The organism is Psychrobacillus sp. INOP01, assembly GCF_018140925.1.
GTDB lineage: Bacteria > Bacillota > Bacilli > Bacillales_A > Planococcaceae > Psychrobacillus.
The window spans coordinates 3,565,535-3,584,877 of the sequence record NZ_CP073315.1 but is presented as its reverse complement, the minus strand read 5'-3'; the positions used below and the strand labels follow the sequence as shown (position 1 = coordinate 3,584,877).

Genomic DNA, 19,343 nt, shown 5'->3' with positions numbered 1-19,343 from the left:
ATCTCTCCTTACCATATCAACTACGCCACAGCGTAATTGCGTCCAGATTTTGAATTGTGCTAGGTCCTGCGTGATGCAGGTCAGTTTAGCCGTTGTCGCATGGATGCGACGTATTTAGGCTAACATCCTTTTAAAACCTTTCAAAATCTGTGACATCTGCCGGAGGCTAGTGATTACGTGGATGTCTTTCACACGCAAATCACCTGTCATACTATAGTTTAGTAAGAGAAGATACTTCTGTCAAGTAAAATTACTTGTCTGACTCTTCCCCTTTTTCTTCTTCTAATTCTAATCCATCAGCAAAAAGTCCATATACATACTTCTCGGCATCAAATGGTTGTAAATCATCCATCTGTTCTCCTAGACCAACAAATTTTACTGGGATATGAAGTTTATTGCGTATCGCGAGCACTATACCACCTTTTGCAGTACCGTCTAGCTTAGTTAATACAATTCCCGTCACATTTGTTACTTCTTTAAATGTTTGTGCTTGAACAAGTGCATTTTGCCCTGTAGTAGCATCAAGAGCTAGTAGCACTTCATGCGGAGCATCAGGTATCTCACGAGAAATTACCCGATGAATTTTTTCAAGCTCATTCATTAAGTTTACTTTGTTCTGCAATCTACCTGCTGTATCACAGATTAAGACATCGACACCACGTGATTTAGCGGCTCTTACAGCGTCATACATAACAGCAGCAGGATCTGAGCCTTCAGATTGTTTAATGACTTCGACTCCTACTCTATCTCCCCAGACTTGAAGCTGTTCGATTGCCCCAGCACGGAAAGTATCTCCCGCCGCTAGCATGACATTTTTCCCTTCCCCTTTTAGACGATGGGCGAGTTTGCCGATAGTCGTTGTTTTACCAACGCCGTTTACTCCGACAAACAAAATAACAGACAATCCTTTTTCTTCTAGTTGAAGTTCCGTTATGTCGTCCTCTCCAGCTTTATAAATTTCTACTAATTTTTCAGAAATGACCGATTGAATTCCAGAAGTATTTTTAATGTTTTTGCGTTGTACTTCAAATCGTAAAGAATCCATCAATTCTGTAACTGTTTCGAAACCCACATCTGCTTGAAGTAAAATTTCCTCCAGTTCCTCAAAAAAGTCTTCGTCCACTTTACGATATTTGGCAACTAAATCATTTACCTTTGACGTAAATTGGTTCCTTGTTTTGGAAAGCCCTTCCTTAAACTTATTTGTAATCGAAACTGTTTCTTCCGATTCTGGCGTAGAACCTAACATTTTCTCTTTGAATTTTTTAAAAAAGCTCATATATAAACTCCTTTTAAGTTACTAGTTCCGCTTCTAACTTAACAGAAACTAATTTAGATATACCAGATTCCTGCATTGTAATACCATACAGGACGTCTGCACCCTCCATTGTCCCCTTACGATGTGTAATAACGATAAACTGCGTATCATGACTGAATTTCTTTAAATAGTCACTATAACGAGTTACGTTAGCCTCATCCAGCGCTGCTTCCACTTCATCCAAAATACAAAATGGAACTGGACGTGTGCGTAAAATAGAGAATAGTAACGCAATGGCCGTAAGTGCTCGTTCCCCACCAGATAATAAAGAAAGATTTTGTAGTTTCTTTCCTGGTGGTTGAGCCAATATATCAATACCCGTATCAAGTAATGAAGTAGGATCTGTTAACACTAAATCTGCCTGACCACCACCAAATAATTCTCGGAACACCACTTTAAAATGACGTTGAATTTCATTAAAGGTTGTTTCGAAACGAATTGTCATCTCTTCATCCATTTCTTTGATAACCTCATGTAATGTTTCTTGAGCAGATAACAGATCTTCTCTTTGCTCCGTCAAAAATGAGTGGCGTTCATTTACTTGCTCATATTCCTGTATCGAACTGAGATTTATTGGCCCTAATTCCTCGATAGAGCGTTTCAATAATTTAACCTTTTTACGGGCTAGATTTTCTTCCATCTCAAATGGATAATCCCGCTCTGCTTCTTCTAATGTCATTTCATATGTTTCTTCTAAATGATTTTGTAACGTTTTCATTTCTACTTCTATTTTACTTTGTTTTATATCTAATGTACGTTCTTCCGTAAGTTGTATATTAGCTTGTTGTTGCAGTTGTTTTAATGTAATTTCTGCTTGTAAAATTGTTTGTGCAAGTCCTGTACGCTTCGTTTTACCTGTTTGAATTTGGACAACCAAATGTTCTTTTTTCAGTTTATGTTGATCTATTAGTTTCATCAATTCTTCTGGAGATGTTCCACCCTGGTCATCGTTTTCATACCAGGCAATTTCCTTCTGTAAGGTTGCTACTTTTTGTATACTCGTTACGCTAGTTTGATCCAAAAGAACATTCTCTTTCTCTAGTTGAGAAATTTGTTCATTGACCACTGCGATTAGAGATAGTAATTCACCTAATTCATTTTGGAATTTGTCTTTCTCCTGTAGGGATTGTTGTTTCAACATCTGCAATTCGTCAATTGTTTTCTGAATAGAAGTCAATGACTCGTTAATTTCTACGCTTCTGGAAGCAGTTTGTTCTTTTTTACGAACTAAGCCTTCATGTAGATGATTCTTTTCTGTTTTTTCTTCATCATATTCTAATAACTGACTCGTCAATCTAGAAATTATTGCTGCACATTCTCTAGATTCCGAGAGCAGTTTGTGCTCAAGTTCTCTTAGTTGTTCTCCAGAGAGTCGAGTTTCTTCAAGATCTTTTTTCAATTCTTGTACTTCTTGCTTTCTTTTTGAAACAGAAACTTCCGCTTCCAAAACGGATTTTTCTAGTTCCACCAGTTTAACATTTAGTTGCTCTAGCTCTGCTTTACGAGTAAATAAAGAAGATTGCTGTTTAACAGAACCCCCTGTTAAGGAACCTCCCGCATTCACTACATCACCATCTAAAGTAACGAAACGGAATTTATATTGCAGTCGAGCAGCCATTTCATTGGCTCCTTTTAAATCTTTGGCAATAATAATATTACCAAGTAGATTTTCTACAATAATTTGATAACCATCTGAATAATTTACAAGTTTATCCGCCGTATCTACAAAAGACGGATGATCCTTGATAGAATTTAGTGTGAATTCGTTTACTTTACGAGATTTCATAACCTGCAGCGGCAGGAATGTTGCTCGCCCCACTCTTTTCTTTTTTAACCAATCAATTGCAATTCTTGCATCCTGACTACTATCTGTAATTATATGCTGAGATTGGGGTCCAATAGCAGTATCAATTGCAGTCATATACGATTCCGGTATTTGAATTAGCTCGGCAACTGCTCCGTGAATTCCTTTTAGTTCCTTTTTATCTCGCGCAATAAGAACCTCTTTAACTCCTTGGAAAAACCCTGAAAACTCAGACTCTAACTCTTCCAATGAATCTCTTCTTGCTTGCATTTGATGTTTCATTTGATAGGCTTTTTGAAGCATTGTTTGTTGTTCTTCGAATGTGCCATCCAGGCGTTCTGAAACTTCTCGTTTGTTTTTATAATCCGCAAGTTTTTGTTGTAGCTCCTTTTGACAATTTGCCAATAATGGATCTAGTTCATTTTTGTGGATTGTTAGTTTTTCTAATTCGACTTTGATTTCCTGATAATCTGCAATCATTTTTTCAGAAGAAACTAATTCAAAGTGAAGTTGTTGCTCCATATGCTTCATTTCATTTTTCATCGTCGCTTCTTCATTTAACAAATCGATATACGTACTTTTCAAATCTTCAATTTCTTCTTCCATTTCGGAAGCCGATTTACTTAACACATGATCAATTTGAACTTTCTTGGCACGAAGCTCTTTGAGTTGAGCTAGTTTTTCTGATTTGGCTATACTATTAGTTTTCAATTGCTCTTCAAGTGTTTGGACTTTATGCAGTTCTTCTTCTAGCGCTTTTTTTAGCTGCGATATTTGCTGACTAGCATTTTGCTGTTTTTCAGCCAAAAGCAGTTTTCTGCCTTCTAAGCGTTCTAGCTCAGAACTTGACTCAACTAGTTCGCTTTGCTCTGTATCTAACTTTTCATCGATATCAGACATCACTTTTCTATGTTGTTGAATATTTTTTTCCAATTCATCTATTTGTAATAGCAAAGACTGTTTGATTTGCTGGAGTTCTTCTAGTTTTTTTTGTAACTCCATATTTTCTTGAACAAATAGTCTTAAATCATGGGCAATTACCGCAATTTCAATATCCTTAAGTTCAGCCGACATCATTAAATAATCGGACGCCAAAGAAGACTGGATTTGCAATGGCTCCATACGACCATCTAGTTCATGCAATATATCTAGCACACGGTTTAGGTTATCATCTGTTTCAATTAGCTTGAATTCAGCTTTCTTTTTACGTTGCTTATACCTTAGGACACCTGCAGTTTCCTCAAAAATTGTACGACGATCTTCTGGTCGACTATTTAATATTTCATCGACTCGTCCTTGAGAAATAATAGAAAAAGCTTCTTTTCCAAGTCCCGAATCCATAAATAAATCGGTAATATCCTTTAGTCTACATGTTTGTTTGTTTAACAGATATTCACTGTCTCCCGAACGAAACACCCTTCTAGTCACACTAATTTCCGCAAAATCAAGAGCAACTCGCTGATCTGCGTTATCTAATATCAAGGTCACTTCTGCAAAGTTCAATGCTTTTCTAGAATCACTTCCAGCAAAAATGACATCTTCCATTTTTGCACCTCGAAGGGATTTAGCAGATTGCTCACCTAACACCCATCTAATTGCGTCTGTAACATTACTTTTTCCACTACCATTTGGCCCTACTACTGCAGTTACTCCAGGAACAAAATCAATTCCTATACGGTCTGCAAATGACTTAAATCCAACAATTTCTAATCTTTTAAGGAACAATGATTATTCCTCCTGTTCTGAATCCCTTAATGCGAGTATTGCAAGTCTTGCGGCTTGTTGTTCTGCCTCTTTTTTTGAACGACCATTTCCAATACCCAGTTCTTTAGTGTTTAAAATAACCCGAGAAACAAAAGTTCGATTATGAGCCGGACCTTTTTCCTCTACAATTTCATAGCTTAAAGTACCATTATTTTGTTGTTGAATAATTTCTTGTAATTGACTTTTATAATCCATCACATGCGAAAAAGCACCGAGCTCAATTTTAGGGAAAACAACTTTTTCTAAAAACTCTATAACTGTTTCTAATCCCTGATCTAAGTATAAAGCACCGATAAATGCTTCAAAAACGTCCGCTAGAAGCGCTGGTCTTTCACGACCACCCGTCAGTTCCTCACCTTTTCCTAACAATACATATTTGCCGAAGTTTAACTCATTTGCAAATAAGACAAGTGAAGGCTCACAAACGATTGCTGCTCGAAGTTTAGTTAACTCACCTTCACTCATACCTGTATACTGTTGAAATAAATATTGAGAAACAGACAATTCCAATACTGCGTCTCCAAGGAACTCTAAACGTTCGTTATCGGTAAAAAATTTCCGTCGATGCTCATTCACATAAGATGAATGGGTAAAGGCTTGATACAATAATGTTGAATTATGAAACCTAATCTGAAAATGCTCCTGAAACTGCTCAAATTGTTCTTTTACAGTTTCTGAAAAAATGGCCTTACGTGTACTATTTTTTTTATGATTTACTTTCATGAATTATCTGCCTTTCTCACTTATCAAATGTCCTTCTAAGTTTACCCGTTTCTATACTAATGTGCAAAAAGAAATAGAGACGTTCTGTATTATTCGCATGGAATAAGTAGAACGTCTCTGCTACTATTAGATTTTATGTAGCCATCTAGAACTGCTAAATAAAATTTAACCTTGTTTGCTTTCAATATACTTAACTGCACTACCTACAGTTGAAATTTGTTCAGCATCTTCATCTGAAATTTCCATATCGAATTCATCTTCTAATTCCATTACTAATTCTACCACATCTAGAGAATCAGCACCTAAATCTTCACGAAAAGATGCTTCTAATTTTACTTCGCTCTCATCTACTCCTAGACGATCAATGATTACTTTAGTTACGCGTTCTAAAACAGTTGACACATTAGTCACCTCCCCTCAATGATTATACAAAAAACTACTTTCTAATGAAAGAGCTATTGCAATTTAATATCCTGTTAACCACTACTATTGATTTTCGTTGCAACTCATTTTCATGTTTCAAAGCTAGCGCAGCGATGCAGAAACATGCGGACGCTTTCCGCGGACGGAACCGTGAGCTGTGCTACCGCGGAGTCTTACATGTACATTCCGCCATTTACATGAATCGTTTGACCAGTTATATAATTTGCGTCTTCTGAGGCTAAAAATGCAACAGCCTTTGCAATATCCTCTGGATTTCCAAACTTAGCGAGCGGAATCTGACTAAGCATTTGGGATTTTATATCCTCTGGAAGGGCATCAGTCATATCTGTTGTTATAAATCCCGGTGCAACCGAGTTCACCGTAATATTGCGACTTGCCAACTCTTTAGCCGATGATTTAGTTAGACCGATAACTCCTGCTTTTGCAGCAACATAATTGGCCTGACCTGCATTACCAGATACACCAACAATGGAGGTAATATTAATAATTCTTCCAGCACGTTGTTTCATCATTTGTCTTGTCACAGCTTTTGTACAAAGAAAGACACCTTTTAAATTCGTATTAAGTACATCATCCCACTCTGCCTCTTTCATACGCATAAGAAGATTATCACGAGTAATACCTGCATTATTTACTAAAATATCAATGGAACCGAATTGTTCCATCGTTGCGCTTATTAGATTTTGAACATCATCGGCTTGGTCAACATTCGCTTGAATAGCAAACGCCTCCCCACCAGTTGCCTTAATTTCTTCTACAACTGCTTCTGCTCTATCTTTACTGCCACTATAGTTTACTGCAACCTTTGCTCCTTCTTTTGCTAGGTATAGAGCAATATCTTTTCCAATTCCTCGAGAAGCACCGGTTACAATTGCAGATTTCCCATCTAATTTACCCAATTTGCTCATCTCCTAACTCTGTAATAACTTGCTGTAACGTCACTTCATCATACACACAATAGGTGGTTACAGATCGATCGATTTTTTTCACTAATCCACTTAAAACTTTTCCAGGACCACATTCCACAAAAATAGTCGTTCCCTGCTCAATCATCTGTTGAATTGACTCCTCCCAGCGAACAGGCGAGTACAATTGTTCAACAAGTAAATTTTTAATATGGCTAGCATCTGTAACCGGTTCAGCAGTGACATTTGAAATTACAGGTATAGAAGCTTGCTGTAATTCTATCGCTGAAATAGCAGCATCTAATTGCTCCGCTGCAGGTCTCATTAATTCGGAGTGAAATGGTCCACTAACTACTAGAGGAATTGCTCTTTTAGCACCAGCTTCTTTTGCTTTACTCGAAGCCTCTTCTACTCCAGCAGCGGTTCCAGAAATAACAATTTGTCCAGGACAATTCAAGTTAGCTATTTGGACTACCTCACCATTTGCCGAAACTGCAGCTGTGACAGCTGACAATTCATCTCTACCCAATCCTAGTATCGCAGCCATTGCCCCTTCTCCAGCAGGCACTGCTTCGTTCATATACAAACCTCTTTGATGGACCAATAAAACAGCCTCTTCAAAGCTTAAAACATTTGAAGCAACAAGGGCAGAATATTCACCTAAACTATGACCAGCAGTGAAATGCGGAATGATGCCAGCTTGTTTTAGTTTGTGGGCAACCATTGAACTCGTAGTTAGCAATGCTGGCTGAGCATTATATGTTTTAGTAAGTTCCTCAGCAGGTCCATTCAACATAAGATCACTCAAAGAAAATCCTAATACCTCATTTGCCTGCTCATAAAAAGTACGGCAATCTGCATTATTTTCTACTAATTGTTGACCCATCCCTACTGATTGAGATCCTTGTCCAGGAAAGATAAAAGCAATTTTAGTCATTGGATGATTCCTTTCGTAATGTAGTAGATATGATGTCTGCAACATTATGCTCCACCATTGTTCGTGCTTGTCTGATTGCATGATAAATTGCACGACCGTTCGACGACCCATGCGCTTTAATAACAGGAGCCTTCAGTCCGAATAATCCTGCACCACCGTATTCGGAGTAATCTAATGTGTTTTTTAATCCTTTAAGCTCATTTTTTACTAATAGTGCAGAAATTTTTGTTTTAGCAGATGTATTAAAAGCTTCCTTCAACAAAGTAAATATACCCGAAGCTGTACCTTCAATCGTTTTAAGTACCATGTTACCAGTAAAACCATCTGTTACAACAACGTCTGCTACTCCAGTAAGTAAATCTCGGGATTCCACATTGCCTACAAAATTAATCGGTGCGTTTTTTAACAAAGTAAATGCCGCTTTGGTTAGCTCGTTTCCTTTAATATCTTCCGTCCCAATGTTCAATAGCCCAACACGAGGATTCGAGATACCTCGAACTTTCTCTGCATATATGCTACCCATAACCGCAAACTGCTCTAAATGCTCTGGTTTAGCATCTGCATTTGCCCCTAAATCCAGCATAACAAACCCTTTACCATCAAGTGTAGGTAGGGTAGGTGCTAGAGCAGGACGATCTACTTGATCGATACGACCAACAATAAATAATCCTGCAGCCATTAAAGCACCAGTATTCCCCGCTGATACACATGCATCTGAACTTCCATTTTTCACTGATTCCGCCATTTTAACCAAGGAGGAGTTTTTCTTTCTTCTAATTGCACGAACGGGCTCATCCGTTCCTTCAATTACTTCATCTGTATGTATTACGGTTAAACGTTCATGTTGCTTAACTAAAGAAGCAAGCTTTTCCTCATCGCCGTATAGTTGAATTTCGATATCAGCGAACGCTTCTAACGCCTCATAAACACCTTTTACAATTTCATAAGGAGCATTGTCCCCGCCCATTGCATCTATTGAAATTTTCATTTTTAATCACCTTTTTTATGACATCGTTACTCTGTACATGCTAAATTGACCAACGAAAACCGTCTCATTTTCAACTTTGCTGGTCACTTCTATTAACGTACTATTCTTTTCAGCATCACTGTTTTTTACTACCGCTTTTGCAATTACACGATCACCCGCTTTTACAGGTTTGACAAATGTTATATTAGATTTCCGTGTAAGTGCTAGATCATCATTTATAACTGCAACAGCCAATGAATTAGCCTGGGCAAATAAATGGTGTCCCCTTGCTATACCATTTCGAGCAAATACATGATCCTTTGTAATATCCAATATTGAAATGGCTTGCTTATCAAGATCTATATCAATAATTTCTCCAATTACTTCATCAATTGGAAGAGATTTGACCTCTTCTTCAAAATTATGAGCAGCTACTGATTTAATACGCTCCCGTAGTTCTGGAATAGATAATTCCATTCTATCTAATCGAATAGTTTGAACACTCACACGAAAATTAGATGCTAAATTTTCATCTGTAATAAACGGATTTTTCTCTAGTGTCTCTAGAAGTAGATTCTGCCTATCTTTTTTGGAGTATTTCATTTCTTCACCACCATTTTAGCACTTGGTACTAATATCAGTATATAAATATTAAAAAAAGAATGCAAGAATTGATTCAAAATCATTCTTACATTCTCTTTAATCAATTCGTTCACCATCCATAGCTTTTGAATTTGTAAGCATTTCCCGAAGTCCGGCAAGTTCTTCCGAATTCCAAAATTCTTTAGAGTCTAATAACCTTTCAGCGTCTACCTTAGCAGTATTCAAAGCCCGATAATCATGAACAAGATCTGCTACTTTAAATTCTGGAAGTCCACTTTGTTTTTTTCCAAAAAAGTCGCCAGGACCTCGAAGCTCTAAATCTTTTTCAGCTAGTATAAATCCATCATTTGTCTCGGTCATGGAAATCATTCGCTCTTTACCTTCTTCTGACTTCGGATCAGCTAGCAATATACAATACGATTGATGCTCTCCTCGACCAACTCGACCACGTAATTGATGTAGCTGAGCTAAACCAAAACGTTCTGCATCGAAAATAATCATAAATGTTGCATTCGGAACGTTCACACCAACCTCAACAACAGTAGTGGAAACTAATACTTGGATGTTCCCTTCAGAGAAATCTCTCATTACTTGTTCTTTCTCATCTGAATGGAGTCTACCATGCATTAAACCAACTGTGGAGTTGCCCTTGAGTTCCTCTGCCATCATGTTATACACATCTACCGCATTTTGCACATCAAGCTTTTCAGACTCCTCGATTAAAGGGCAAATTATATAGGCTTGTCTTCCAGTGGCCAGTTCATTTTTTAATCGAGCTATCAATTTATGTAGCTGTTCAGGTTTCATCCAATGCGTTTCAATTTTCTTACGACCAGCAGGCATTTCATCAATAATGGAAACATCCATTTCACCAAAAGCCGTGATTGCTAAAGTGCGAGGGATTGGAGTGGCAGTCATAAATAGCACGTCCGGATTTTCACCTTTTTCTTTTAGTACTCTACGTTGCTCTACACCAAATCTATGTTGCTCATCTGTTATAACAAGGCCAAGCTTTTTAAATGCAACATCCGGTTGAATTAGTGCATGCGTTCCTATCAACAGATCTATAGTCCCAGCTTCTAGATTTTCTAATACCACTCTTCTTGCTTTAGCTTTTGTAGAACCTGTTAGCAATGCAATTCTGACACCTATAGGGGCTAGCCATTCATCAAGCGAGCTAGCATGCTGCTCAGCCAATATTTCTGTAGGAGCCATTAGTGCTCCTTGATAACCTGCAGTAATCACAGCATATAAACAAATAGCTGCAACTATTGTTTTTCCTGAACCAACATCTCCTTGTAGTAGGCGATTCATACGATGAGGTTCACGTAAGTCTCGGCATATTTCATTGACAACTCTTTTTTGAGCATTTGTCAGTTCATAGGGTAATGTTTCGATTAATTTTTTTACTAAATCATTATGAAAGGCTATCCCATTCCCTACGTTTTGTTCTTTTCGAACCTTTTTAATAGCTTGCATTTTTAGTTGAAATACTAATAACTCCTCATAAACAAAACGTCTTCTAGCATCTTTGGAATGATCTGCGTCTTGCGGAAAATGAATACCTTCTAGAGCATCTGATATATCAGGTAAACGATATGGTAGTCTAATAGACTCTGGTAATGGATCTACAAGGGATTCCTTTATTTGATTTAAGGCCTGTCTCATAAATTTTCGGAATGTTTTTTGATTGATCGAACCTTTTAGTGAATATACTGGTTCAAAATCTTGTAAGTCTGTTTTTGGACCAATTGAAAAGGTGGAGACATTAATGACCTGTCTGCCCCGATCCCATTTACCTGATACTGTAACGATAGAACCAGGAATAATCTTGTCTTTTAAATATCCTTGGTTGAAAAATACTGCTTTTATTAAATGCTGTCCTGCAAGTATTCGAACCTGCATTCTGGATTTGTTCTTCCCTAAAAAAAGAAGTGAAGGCTCACTTTCGACCCTTCCTTCTACTGTGACACGTTCATTATGCGCCGTTTCTGCTAAGTTTTTCAGCCGGAAATCTTCATGTCTATATGGAAATGTCATGACTAAATCCTCTAATGTAATAATACCTAGGTCCTGTAAAGCGTTAGCTGTCCCACTTCCCACTCCCTTTAAGGAAGTAACTAAATCACTTCTACTAGTTTCCACTTCCCACTACTGCTCCACCAAAAATTTTAGCTTCTAACCACTTGCCAGTAGGAGTTGCTGCAAGACCACCTTGACCTGTTTCTCTTAGGGAAGCTGGCATCGTCTGCCCAATTTTATACATAGCATCAATTACTTCATCACAAGGAATTCGACTCGTCACTCCTGCAAGTGCCATATCTGCTGCCACTAAAGAATTGGAAGCGCCCATCGCATTTCTTTTCACACAAGGCACTTCTACTAGCCCAGCTACAGGGTCACAAACTAAGCCAAGCATGTTTTTTAAGGTAATCGCAAAAGCTTCAGCACATTGAGCAGGAGACCCACCAGCCATTTCAACGATTGCTGCAGCAGCCATTCCAGAGGCAGATCCAACTTCCGCCTGACAACCACCCGCTGCTCCTGAAATAGAAGCATTATTTGCCACCACAAATCCAAAAGCCCCAGATGTAAACAAATAACGTATCATTTGTTCTCTCGTAGGATTCAATTTGTTTTTCACTGCAAATAAAGTACCAGGAACTACTCCTGCCGAACCCGCTGTCGGAGTTGCACATATTGTACCCATGGCAGCATTAACTTCGTTCGTCGCAACTGCCTTACTTACTGCATCTAACATAAGCTCTCCAGTTAACGTATTCCCTTTTTTAAGATAGTTTTGTAAAAGAACAGCGTCTCCACCAGTTAAGCCTGAAGTAGAATGAACGCCTCGTAATCCTTTTTCTACAGCCTCTTCCATGACCGTTAAATTGCGATCCATTTGAGCCATTATTTCTTCTCTGGAACGATCTGTAATCATTATTTCTTGTTCTATCATTATTTCAGAGATAAGTTTATTTTCCTGGGTTGCTCGCTCCACTAATTCACGAACATTACGAAATAGAACTTCCATTTGTATTCCCCCTTAATCGGCGATTCTTGTTACTTGCGTAATATTAGGTAAATCGCCAATTTCTTTTAATATTTGTGCATTCACATTTTGATCGACTTCAATAACCATTAATGCCATATTTCCTTTTTCCCGACGCGAAACTTCCATATGTCCAATATTAATATCATATTTTGCTAAACAGTTTGACACACTTGCAATGCAACCCGAACGATCCTCATGAACTACTAAAATAGCAGCCATATCTCCAGAAAGACGTAGTGGAAAACCATTTAACTCCGTAATTTCTGTCTTTCCTCCACCAATTGAAATTCCGACCATAGACATTTCTCGATTTTCATCACCAATGACGATGCGAGCGGTATTAGGATGCTCGGTATGTGCAGTTTCAGGAATAAATTCATATGTTAACCCTGCTTGTTCTGCATCCGCAAACGCTGTCTTTATACGTTCATCAAATGTATCGTAATCTAGCAATCCGCCAATAATTGCTATGTCTGTTCCATGTCCTTTATATGTTTCTGCAAAAGATCCATATAAATGTATTTTAGCCCATGTAGGCTGAATTCCGAATAAGTCTCTAGCCACTCTTCCAATACGAGCCGCCCCAGCAGTATGAGAGGAGGATGGACCAATCATGACTGGTCCGATAATATCAAAAACAGATTTAAATTTCATTGATTAAACCTCCACAAGATGTTTTAGTAATACCATTTTACACTCAAAGCACAAAATAAACAAAGTATTGTATATTGTTTAGTCTAGGTCAAAGGAGATGCGAGGATAAATTATCTAGTATATATTTTAAAATGTGAATCAAGACAATTGATACCGTGTGGAGGAGAGGCTAGTATCCTACATGATCTGTGTTAGTTGATAGATAATTTCCGTTTCTCAAGTAAATCTCCCTTGAGAACACTTGCTTTGCACTAACAATTACTTGCGTTACAGCTGAATTTACTTGCCGAACTCTAGGGTTTAATTGCGTTCATACCTTACTTACTTGGGCGCGAAAGTAAATAGATTAGCTTTAAATTGGCTAGTCCATTTATTTTAATTTATTTATAAAGCGACAAAAAAACCATGTAAAGGAATTTCTCCACATGGTTTTTGAATTATTCTACAGATAAAATATATGGGTACAACGGCTGTTTGCCATTATACACTTCTACTTCTACTTCACCATACTTTGCTTCGATAAAGGCAGCGAATTCATTTGCTTCCTCTTCACTTACGCCTTCTCCGTAAATGACAGTAACTATTTCAGCCTCTTCGTCCATTAATGTTTGGATCAAGCTAGTAGTTACTTCTTTTAAGGAAGGATTCGAAAGAACAATTTTTCCTTCTGCAAGAGCCATGAAATCATCTTTTTTAATTTCGACTCCATCTATTGACGTATCACGAACAGCAAATGTTACTTGTCCAGTTTTGACCTGTGCATACGATTCAGTCATATTGTTTTTATTTTCTTCAACGGTTGCTTGTGGGTTAAAGGCTAATATTGCAGCCATTCCTTGCGGGATAGTTTTAGTAGGAACTACAGCAGCTTCAATTCCCAGTATTTCCGCAGCTTGTTCAGCAGCCATCACAATGTTTTTATTGTTCGGTAAGATTAACACACGCTCTGCTCCAACCGCTTCTATGGCTTTCACAATATCCTCTGTTGATGGATTCATTGTTTGTCCGCCTTCGATAACTGCTGATGCACCTAAGCTTTTTAATAGTTCCGAAACTCCAGAGCCCATCGCTACAGTAACAATTGCATATGGATGAATTTCTGCTTTTTTCGTTGTTTCTCCTGTAGAATATCCTTCTCCAACTATTTCAGTATGTTGCTGACGCATATTTTCAATTTTAATCTTGATGAGGTCACCATATTGTTGGCCGTATGTTAAAACCTCACCAGGTGTTTCTGAGTGAATATGAATTTTCGCAATTTCATCATCAGAAATAACAAGTAAAGAATCACCATATTCGCTTAAGTCATTACGGAAAGTCGTTTCATCAAATGCTTTTTTGCCATCCTCGAAACGAACCATAAATTCTGTACAAAAGCCGAATTCAATATCTGCAGTATCCATAAATCCTTGAACACTCATATGGTGCTCAGCACTTACAAGATCATCCATTGAAGACCCTATCGTCTTACTTGGCAACTCTTCGCCTTTCAAACTCGCTAAAAATCCTTCATATACAAATACTAGCCCTTGTCCACCACTATCAACTACTCCGACTTCCTTTAATACAGGTAATAAGTCTGGTGTTCGGTCCAAAGATTTTTTTGCTTCTGCTACTATTGCTTCCATTAGCTCTCGAATATCTTCTACATCTTCGCTAACCTCTACAGCTTTTCTAGCAGAATCCTTTGCGACTGTTAAGATAGTACCTTCTACTGGCTTCATCACTGCTTTGTATGCAGTTTCAACACCATAATTAAGTGCGTCTGCAAATTGTTTTGCATTTAACGTATCAAATTGCTCAATCGACTTACCGAAGCCACGGAACAATTGTGATAAAATAACCCCTGAATTTCCACGGGCCCCCATTAGTAAACCTTTAGAGAGTGCTTGAGCTGTTTTTCCAATATGTTCATTTGTATGCGCAGCTGTTTCTTTTGCACCTGAGGTCATGGATAGATTCATATTAGTCCCTGTGTCACCATCTGGAACAGGAAAAACATTTAATGCATCTACATAATCCGCATTCTGGAAAAGGTGATGTGCTCCCATCTGGACCATGTCTGCAAATTGGATACCATTGATTGATTTCATTATTTTCTCTCCTTATTTCACACGTTTGCCACGCGAACTCCTTGAACATACACATTAACGGATTTCACGGACATACCAAGAGATTTGTTTAGTGTGTATTTTACTTTTGACTGTACTTGATAGGCTATTTCTGAAATTTTCGTGCCGTAGCTAACAATTATATACATATCAATATGTAGATTTTCTTTTTCTTGTCTCACTAAAACACCTTTAGTGAAATTTTCTTTTCTTAATATGTCTGTTAATCCATCTCGAATTTGATGCTTTGATGCCATACCAACTATCCCATAGCATTCAATTGCGGCTCCACCGGCAATTTGAGCAACTGTATCTTGTGATATATCAATTAGTCCGAATTCATTTTTCAATTCAATTGACATGATAAGACCTCCCAAGTCTTTTTGACTATCCTTTATTGTACTACACCCATTAAAATTATAAAAGAGACGTTTACTTTCGTCCACTTTTTCAATGTTTTGGAGTTATGTGCTAGTTTAAAACTAGATTATACTTTTTTAGAAATCGCAAGTGTCCTTTAAGATTAATACCTGTTTCTATCGTTTTCGGTAAGCTTTGGACGGACTAGTTGCTATATTATTACCGATTGTTTTTCAGAGGGACTGGTCGTGACTTATGTCACGACCAGTCCCTCTTTTCTCGGTAATTTTATGGCGTTGTATGCCCATCACTCACCTATTACTGAAAGAATAATATTTAGAACATTTTGATAAATCAGGAAGCTCTCGTAGACACAATTTCGATTGCTCTAGCACTATTCTATACGATAGATTCCATCTATTTTTATGACGTAACCCCATTGTATTCCTAATCATTCAAAGTACCAGGAGCGCTGACTTTGTGCACTCAAGAAGCATATGCTTTCTTAGCTTTTATAATTGATTTGATCCTATTTTATATTTACTTGCTCTCACTTATTGTTTACTTGCTTCCACCTGGAGCGTACTTGCTGCCGTAAAGGATTTACTTGCGATCTATTACCTATTACTTGCGGAACGGATAATTTTCCCAAAACACTTTACTAATTCACAGCCTAAATGTGTAGAATCGAACTACATAAAGTTGTTTTCTACTTTCTATTTCGGCTGCAATGGATAATGTCCTTTAGATTATCCTGCATATTCATCGTGTTTATCATAAACGCTTGATTTATATTTATGATTAAGGACTACTGCTTAATTGATTGTATCGGAAGGCGGCGACTCCTGCGAAATTAGCTTGAGCTGAAGACCCCGCAGGAGCGCAGCTCACGAGGAGGCTGAAGTCAAGCCCGTGGAAAGCGTCCGCCTGAAGCGGAAATCATAGCGGTATTATAGTATAGATCTTATTTAAGGTATCTGTACTTTTTATACTGAATAACGTCTTGCGCTCTCTTCTATACTGTAAAGGTTTTTTTCTTGATAAGTGTTGCACTTCATTAAGGTCTGTGGTAAATTATTAAAGTATGTGAAATATCGAACTGAAAAATCTTTCAGCTTCTTTTTTAAAGGAGGAAATATAATGCCAAAAGTATGTGCAATCACTGGGCGTAAAGCTCGTTCGGGTAATGCTCGTTCTCACGCAATGAACTCTACTAAACGTACGTGGGGAGCTAACCTTCAAAAAGTACGCATTCTTGTAGACGGTAAACCAAAACGTGTATGGGTTTCTGCGAGAGCTTTAAAATCAGGAAAAATTGAGCGCGTTTAATCGCACTCATAATTAATGCCAGGCCGACTATCGTCGACCTGGCATTTTTTCATTTCTTCTTCTCTTCTTTTTTAAATAGCCGTATACAAACCTTCACAAAACTACTCACGGATTTAGGCAATCTAAATGTGTAGACCTTCACACAATTCCTCCCTTTTAGTCGCTGCTTCTTATCATTAAACATATGCCCGCGGTAAAAGAGATAGTACCTGTTTGGTCCTTAAGTTCATTGCTTGTAAATTTAGCATTCCCTACATTAATATACTCATTTTCTACATTGTATAAAAATCCTTGTAAAGTCATATTCTCCACATGTTCTCCAAAAGAGAAAAATGAAACATACTTGTAATGGTTATCAAAATTTATCGTATGTGTTCCTGAGGGTAAAAATCGAATGATATTTTGATTGTTTTGAATGACGAAAGTAATTGTTGGATTTTCTAATTGCAAACGACAAATATCATGTAGAGCCGCCTCATAATGATCTAAACGTCCACCAGTTATTCCTGTTACTATTACTTCATCAGGTTTATATTTTAAAGCAGTGAGTATGGCAATATGAGTGTCTGTTTCATCTTTTTCCATCTGTAGTTCTGTTACTTTTTGTATTTTGTTCTTCATGAAATTTTGTTCATCTTGTGTCAATGAATCAAAATCTCCTATAGCTTCATTTGGCAGTATTCCCTCTTCTAACAACTGCAGTGCCCCTCGATCAGCACCTATAAAAATAACTTCATCTGTATGAAAAGGAAGTTGTTTAAAATCAACAACTTCCTTAGATGGCCCACCTGAACAAACTACTACTCGCTTCATTTTGGAACTACACTTAAACCAGCTTCTTTAATCGCTTGTAAAGCTTTTGCTTTGTCAGGAGCGTTATAAATTGCAGATCCAGCAACTAATATAGTAGCTCCTGCTTCTACACAAGGTTTAATCGTTTCTTCATTGATACCGCCATCAATTTCAATTTCAATTGATAAATTTCGTTCTTTAATAATATCCGATAATTGCTTTACTTTAGGGACAACAGAATGGATAAACTTCTGACCTCCAAATCCAGGATTAACAGTCATGAAAAGTACCATATCAATATCTTCTAATACATGTTGTATTGTTTCAATCGGCGTATGAGGATTTAGTACAACACCCGGTTTTACACCAAATGAACGAATTAATTGAATCGTTCTATGCAAATGCGGACATGCCTCTACGTGAACCGTAATGTAATCTGCTCCTGCTTTGGCAAAAGATTCAATATATTGATCCGCATTTTCAATCATTAAATGAACATCTAAAGGTAGTTTTGTAAGCGGGCGTAGTGCTTCAACAACAATTGGCCCCATTGTAATATTCGGAACAAAATGCCCGTCCATTACATCGATATGAATTAGTTCTGCTCCCGCTTTTTCTACTTCTAATACTTCTTCACCTAGCTTAGAAAAGTTTGCTGCTAGTATTGAAGGTGCTATTTTCACCATAATTTAGTACCTCGGCTTTCTATCTATAATTTCTTCTAAGAATTGTAAGTAATGTTTGTATCGATACGCTTTTATCTCACCGGTATCTACTGCTTCTTTTACTGCACATTTTGGTTCTTTCACATGCATACATTCTCGAAACTTACAGTCATTTTGTTTTACCACAAACTCTGGGAAACAACGGTAAAGTTCCTCTTTTTCCATCAAGTCAAACTCAAACGAACTGAAGCCTGGTGTATCAGCAAGTAATCCCCCGCAAACCTCAATAAGCTCCACATGCCTTGTAGTGTGTTTACCTCTACCTAATGCATTAGAAATTATACCTGTTTTTAAGTCTAGGGAAGGTAAAATCGTATTTAATAAAGTCGATTTACCTACCCCAGATTGACCAGCTAAAACAGTTGTTTTACCTTCTAATAAAGGAGTTATTTTCTCATCAAACTCAGGGTCGTCTTTATAAGTCATAAATAGCTGATAACCTATTTTTTCGTAATCCTTCATGTATTCCCTAATCTGAGTTTCTAGTTCCTCATCCATTAAGTCACTTTTCGTCAAACAAATAATCGGTTCAATATGAAATGATTCTAATACTACCAGAAAGCGATCCAATAAAATTGTATTAAAATCTGGTTCCTTAATGGAAAAAACCAGTATTGCTTGATCAATATTTGCAATAGGTGGACGAACTAAATTATTTTTTCGTTCATGGATGACTGTTATTGTTCCATCATTATTTCCTTCTACTGTATAATCGACAAAGTCCCCTACTAAAGGCGATTCACCTCTGTTTCTAAATACACCTCTTCCACGACATTGAACAACTTTTCCATTATCATAAACATAATAAAATCCACTTAACGCTTTTCTAATTTGACCTGTTGGCATCCGAAA

18 protein-coding genes are annotated in these 19,343 nt (G+C 37.5%); 1 reads left to right on the top strand and 17 read right to left on the bottom strand.

From position 1 onward, the window contains the following. Positions 1-250: 250 nt before the first annotated feature. From ftsY to KD050_RS17425, 13 genes are all read right to left on the bottom strand, one after another. Complete coding sequence (gene ftsY / locus KD050_RS17485; RefSeq protein ID WP_211893601.1) at positions 251-1,279, bottom strand: signal recognition particle-docking protein FtsY; 1,029 nt, start codon at positions 1,277-1,279, stop codon at positions 251-253. A gap of 13 nt (positions 1,280-1,292) precedes the next feature. Then, positions 1,293-4,847 carry a chromosome segregation protein SMC gene (gene smc, locus KD050_RS17480; RefSeq protein WP_211893600.1) on the bottom strand — a complete coding sequence of 1,185 codons (3,555 nt, stop codon included), beginning with the start codon at positions 4,845-4,847 and terminating at the stop codon, positions 1,293-1,295. A gap of 3 nt (positions 4,848-4,850) precedes the next feature. Then, entirely contained in the window at positions 4,851-5,609 is a 759-nt protein-coding gene (gene rnc, locus KD050_RS17475) for a ribonuclease III (protein ID WP_211893599.1), read from the bottom strand. A 165-nt stretch (positions 5,610-5,774) separates the two neighbouring features. Next, positions 5,775-6,011 carry an acyl carrier protein gene (gene acpP, locus KD050_RS17470; RefSeq protein WP_211893598.1) on the bottom strand — a complete coding sequence of 79 codons (237 nt, stop codon included), beginning with the start codon at positions 6,009-6,011 and terminating at the stop codon, positions 5,775-5,777. Between the two features lie 194 nt (positions 6,012-6,205). Next, positions 6,206-6,952 carry a 3-oxoacyl-[acyl-carrier-protein] reductase gene (gene fabG, locus KD050_RS17465; RefSeq protein WP_211893597.1) on the bottom strand — a complete coding sequence of 249 codons (747 nt, stop codon included), beginning with the start codon at positions 6,950-6,952 and terminating at the stop codon, positions 6,206-6,208. Continuing rightward, on the bottom strand, positions 6,945-7,895 hold the full coding sequence (gene fabD, locus KD050_RS17460; protein ID WP_211893596.1) for an ACP S-malonyltransferase: 951 nt from the start codon (positions 7,893-7,895) through the stop codon (positions 6,945-6,947). The genes fabG and fabD overlap by 8 nt, the downstream gene beginning before the upstream one ends. Then, positions 7,888-8,883 carry a phosphate acyltransferase PlsX gene (gene plsX / locus KD050_RS17455; RefSeq protein ID WP_211893595.1) on the bottom strand — a complete coding sequence of 332 codons (996 nt, stop codon included), beginning with the start codon at positions 8,881-8,883 and terminating at the stop codon, positions 7,888-7,890. The genes fabD and plsX overlap by 8 nt, the downstream gene beginning before the upstream one ends. Positions 8,884-8,898: 15 nt before the next feature. After that, positions 8,899-9,465 carry a transcription factor FapR gene (gene fapR / locus KD050_RS17450; RefSeq protein WP_211893594.1) on the bottom strand — a complete coding sequence of 189 codons (567 nt, stop codon included), beginning with the start codon at positions 9,463-9,465 and terminating at the stop codon, positions 8,899-8,901. A gap of 96 nt (positions 9,466-9,561) precedes the next feature. Next, the gene (gene recG, locus KD050_RS17445; protein ID WP_211893593.1) at positions 9,562-11,610 is read right to left on the bottom strand and encodes an ATP-dependent DNA helicase RecG; all 2,049 of its coding nucleotides are present in this window, start codon (positions 11,608-11,610) and stop codon (positions 9,562-9,564) included. Further along, complete coding sequence (gene sdaAA, locus KD050_RS17440) at positions 11,600-12,499, bottom strand: L-serine ammonia-lyase, iron-sulfur-dependent, subunit alpha (protein WP_211893592.1); 900 nt, start codon at positions 12,497-12,499, stop codon at positions 11,600-11,602. The genes recG and sdaAA overlap by 11 nt, the downstream gene beginning before the upstream one ends. 12 nt (positions 12,500-12,511) lie before the next feature. After that, positions 12,512-13,174, bottom strand: a complete 663-nt coding sequence (sdaAB, locus tag KD050_RS17435; protein ID WP_211893591.1) for an L-serine ammonia-lyase, iron-sulfur-dependent subunit beta — start codon at positions 13,172-13,174, stop codon at positions 12,512-12,514. A gap of 437 nt (positions 13,175-13,611) precedes the next feature. Beyond that, positions 13,612-15,267 carry a DAK2 domain-containing protein gene (locus tag KD050_RS17430; RefSeq protein ID WP_211893590.1) on the bottom strand — a complete coding sequence of 552 codons (1,656 nt, stop codon included), beginning with the start codon at positions 15,265-15,267 and terminating at the stop codon, positions 13,612-13,614. Positions 15,268-15,284: 17 nt separating this feature from the next. After that, on the bottom strand, positions 15,285-15,647 hold the full coding sequence (locus KD050_RS17425) for an Asp23/Gls24 family envelope stress response protein (RefSeq protein ID WP_211893589.1): 363 nt from the start codon (positions 15,645-15,647) through the stop codon (positions 15,285-15,287). 1,138 nt (positions 15,648-16,785) lie between these two features. Between KD050_RS17425 and rpmB the strand changes: the two genes are divergently transcribed. Then, positions 16,786-16,974: a 50S ribosomal protein L28 gene (gene rpmB / locus KD050_RS17420; RefSeq protein ID WP_090562690.1), complete on the top strand. Its 189-nt coding sequence runs from the start codon at positions 16,786-16,788 to the stop codon at positions 16,972-16,974. 49 nt (positions 16,975-17,023) lie between these two features. Here the strand turns inward: rpmB and spoVM are convergent, their stop codons facing one another. From spoVM to rsgA, 4 genes are read right to left on the bottom strand one after another with little or no spacing between them, the layout of a single operon-like run. Then, positions 17,024-17,158 carry a stage V sporulation protein SpoVM gene (gene spoVM, locus KD050_RS17415; protein WP_235753847.1) on the bottom strand — a complete coding sequence of 45 codons (135 nt, stop codon included), beginning with the start codon at positions 17,156-17,158 and terminating at the stop codon, positions 17,024-17,026. Continuing rightward, complete coding sequence (locus KD050_RS17410) at positions 17,131-17,787, bottom strand: thiamine diphosphokinase (RefSeq protein WP_211893588.1); 657 nt, start codon at positions 17,785-17,787, stop codon at positions 17,131-17,133. The genes spoVM and KD050_RS17410 overlap by 28 nt, the downstream gene beginning before the upstream one ends. Further along, the gene (rpe, locus tag KD050_RS17405) at positions 17,784-18,452 is read right to left on the bottom strand and encodes a ribulose-phosphate 3-epimerase (protein WP_211893587.1); all 669 of its coding nucleotides are present in this window, start codon (positions 18,450-18,452) and stop codon (positions 17,784-17,786) included. Before rpe ends, KD050_RS17410 begins: the two co-directional genes overlap by 4 nt. A 3-nt stretch (positions 18,453-18,455) precedes the next feature. Continuing rightward, positions 18,456-19,337, bottom strand: coding sequence for a ribosome small subunit-dependent GTPase A (gene rsgA, locus KD050_RS17400; protein WP_211893586.1), 882 nt, complete (start codon positions 19,335-19,337; stop codon positions 18,456-18,458). Positions 19,338-19,343: the final 6 nt, after the last annotated feature.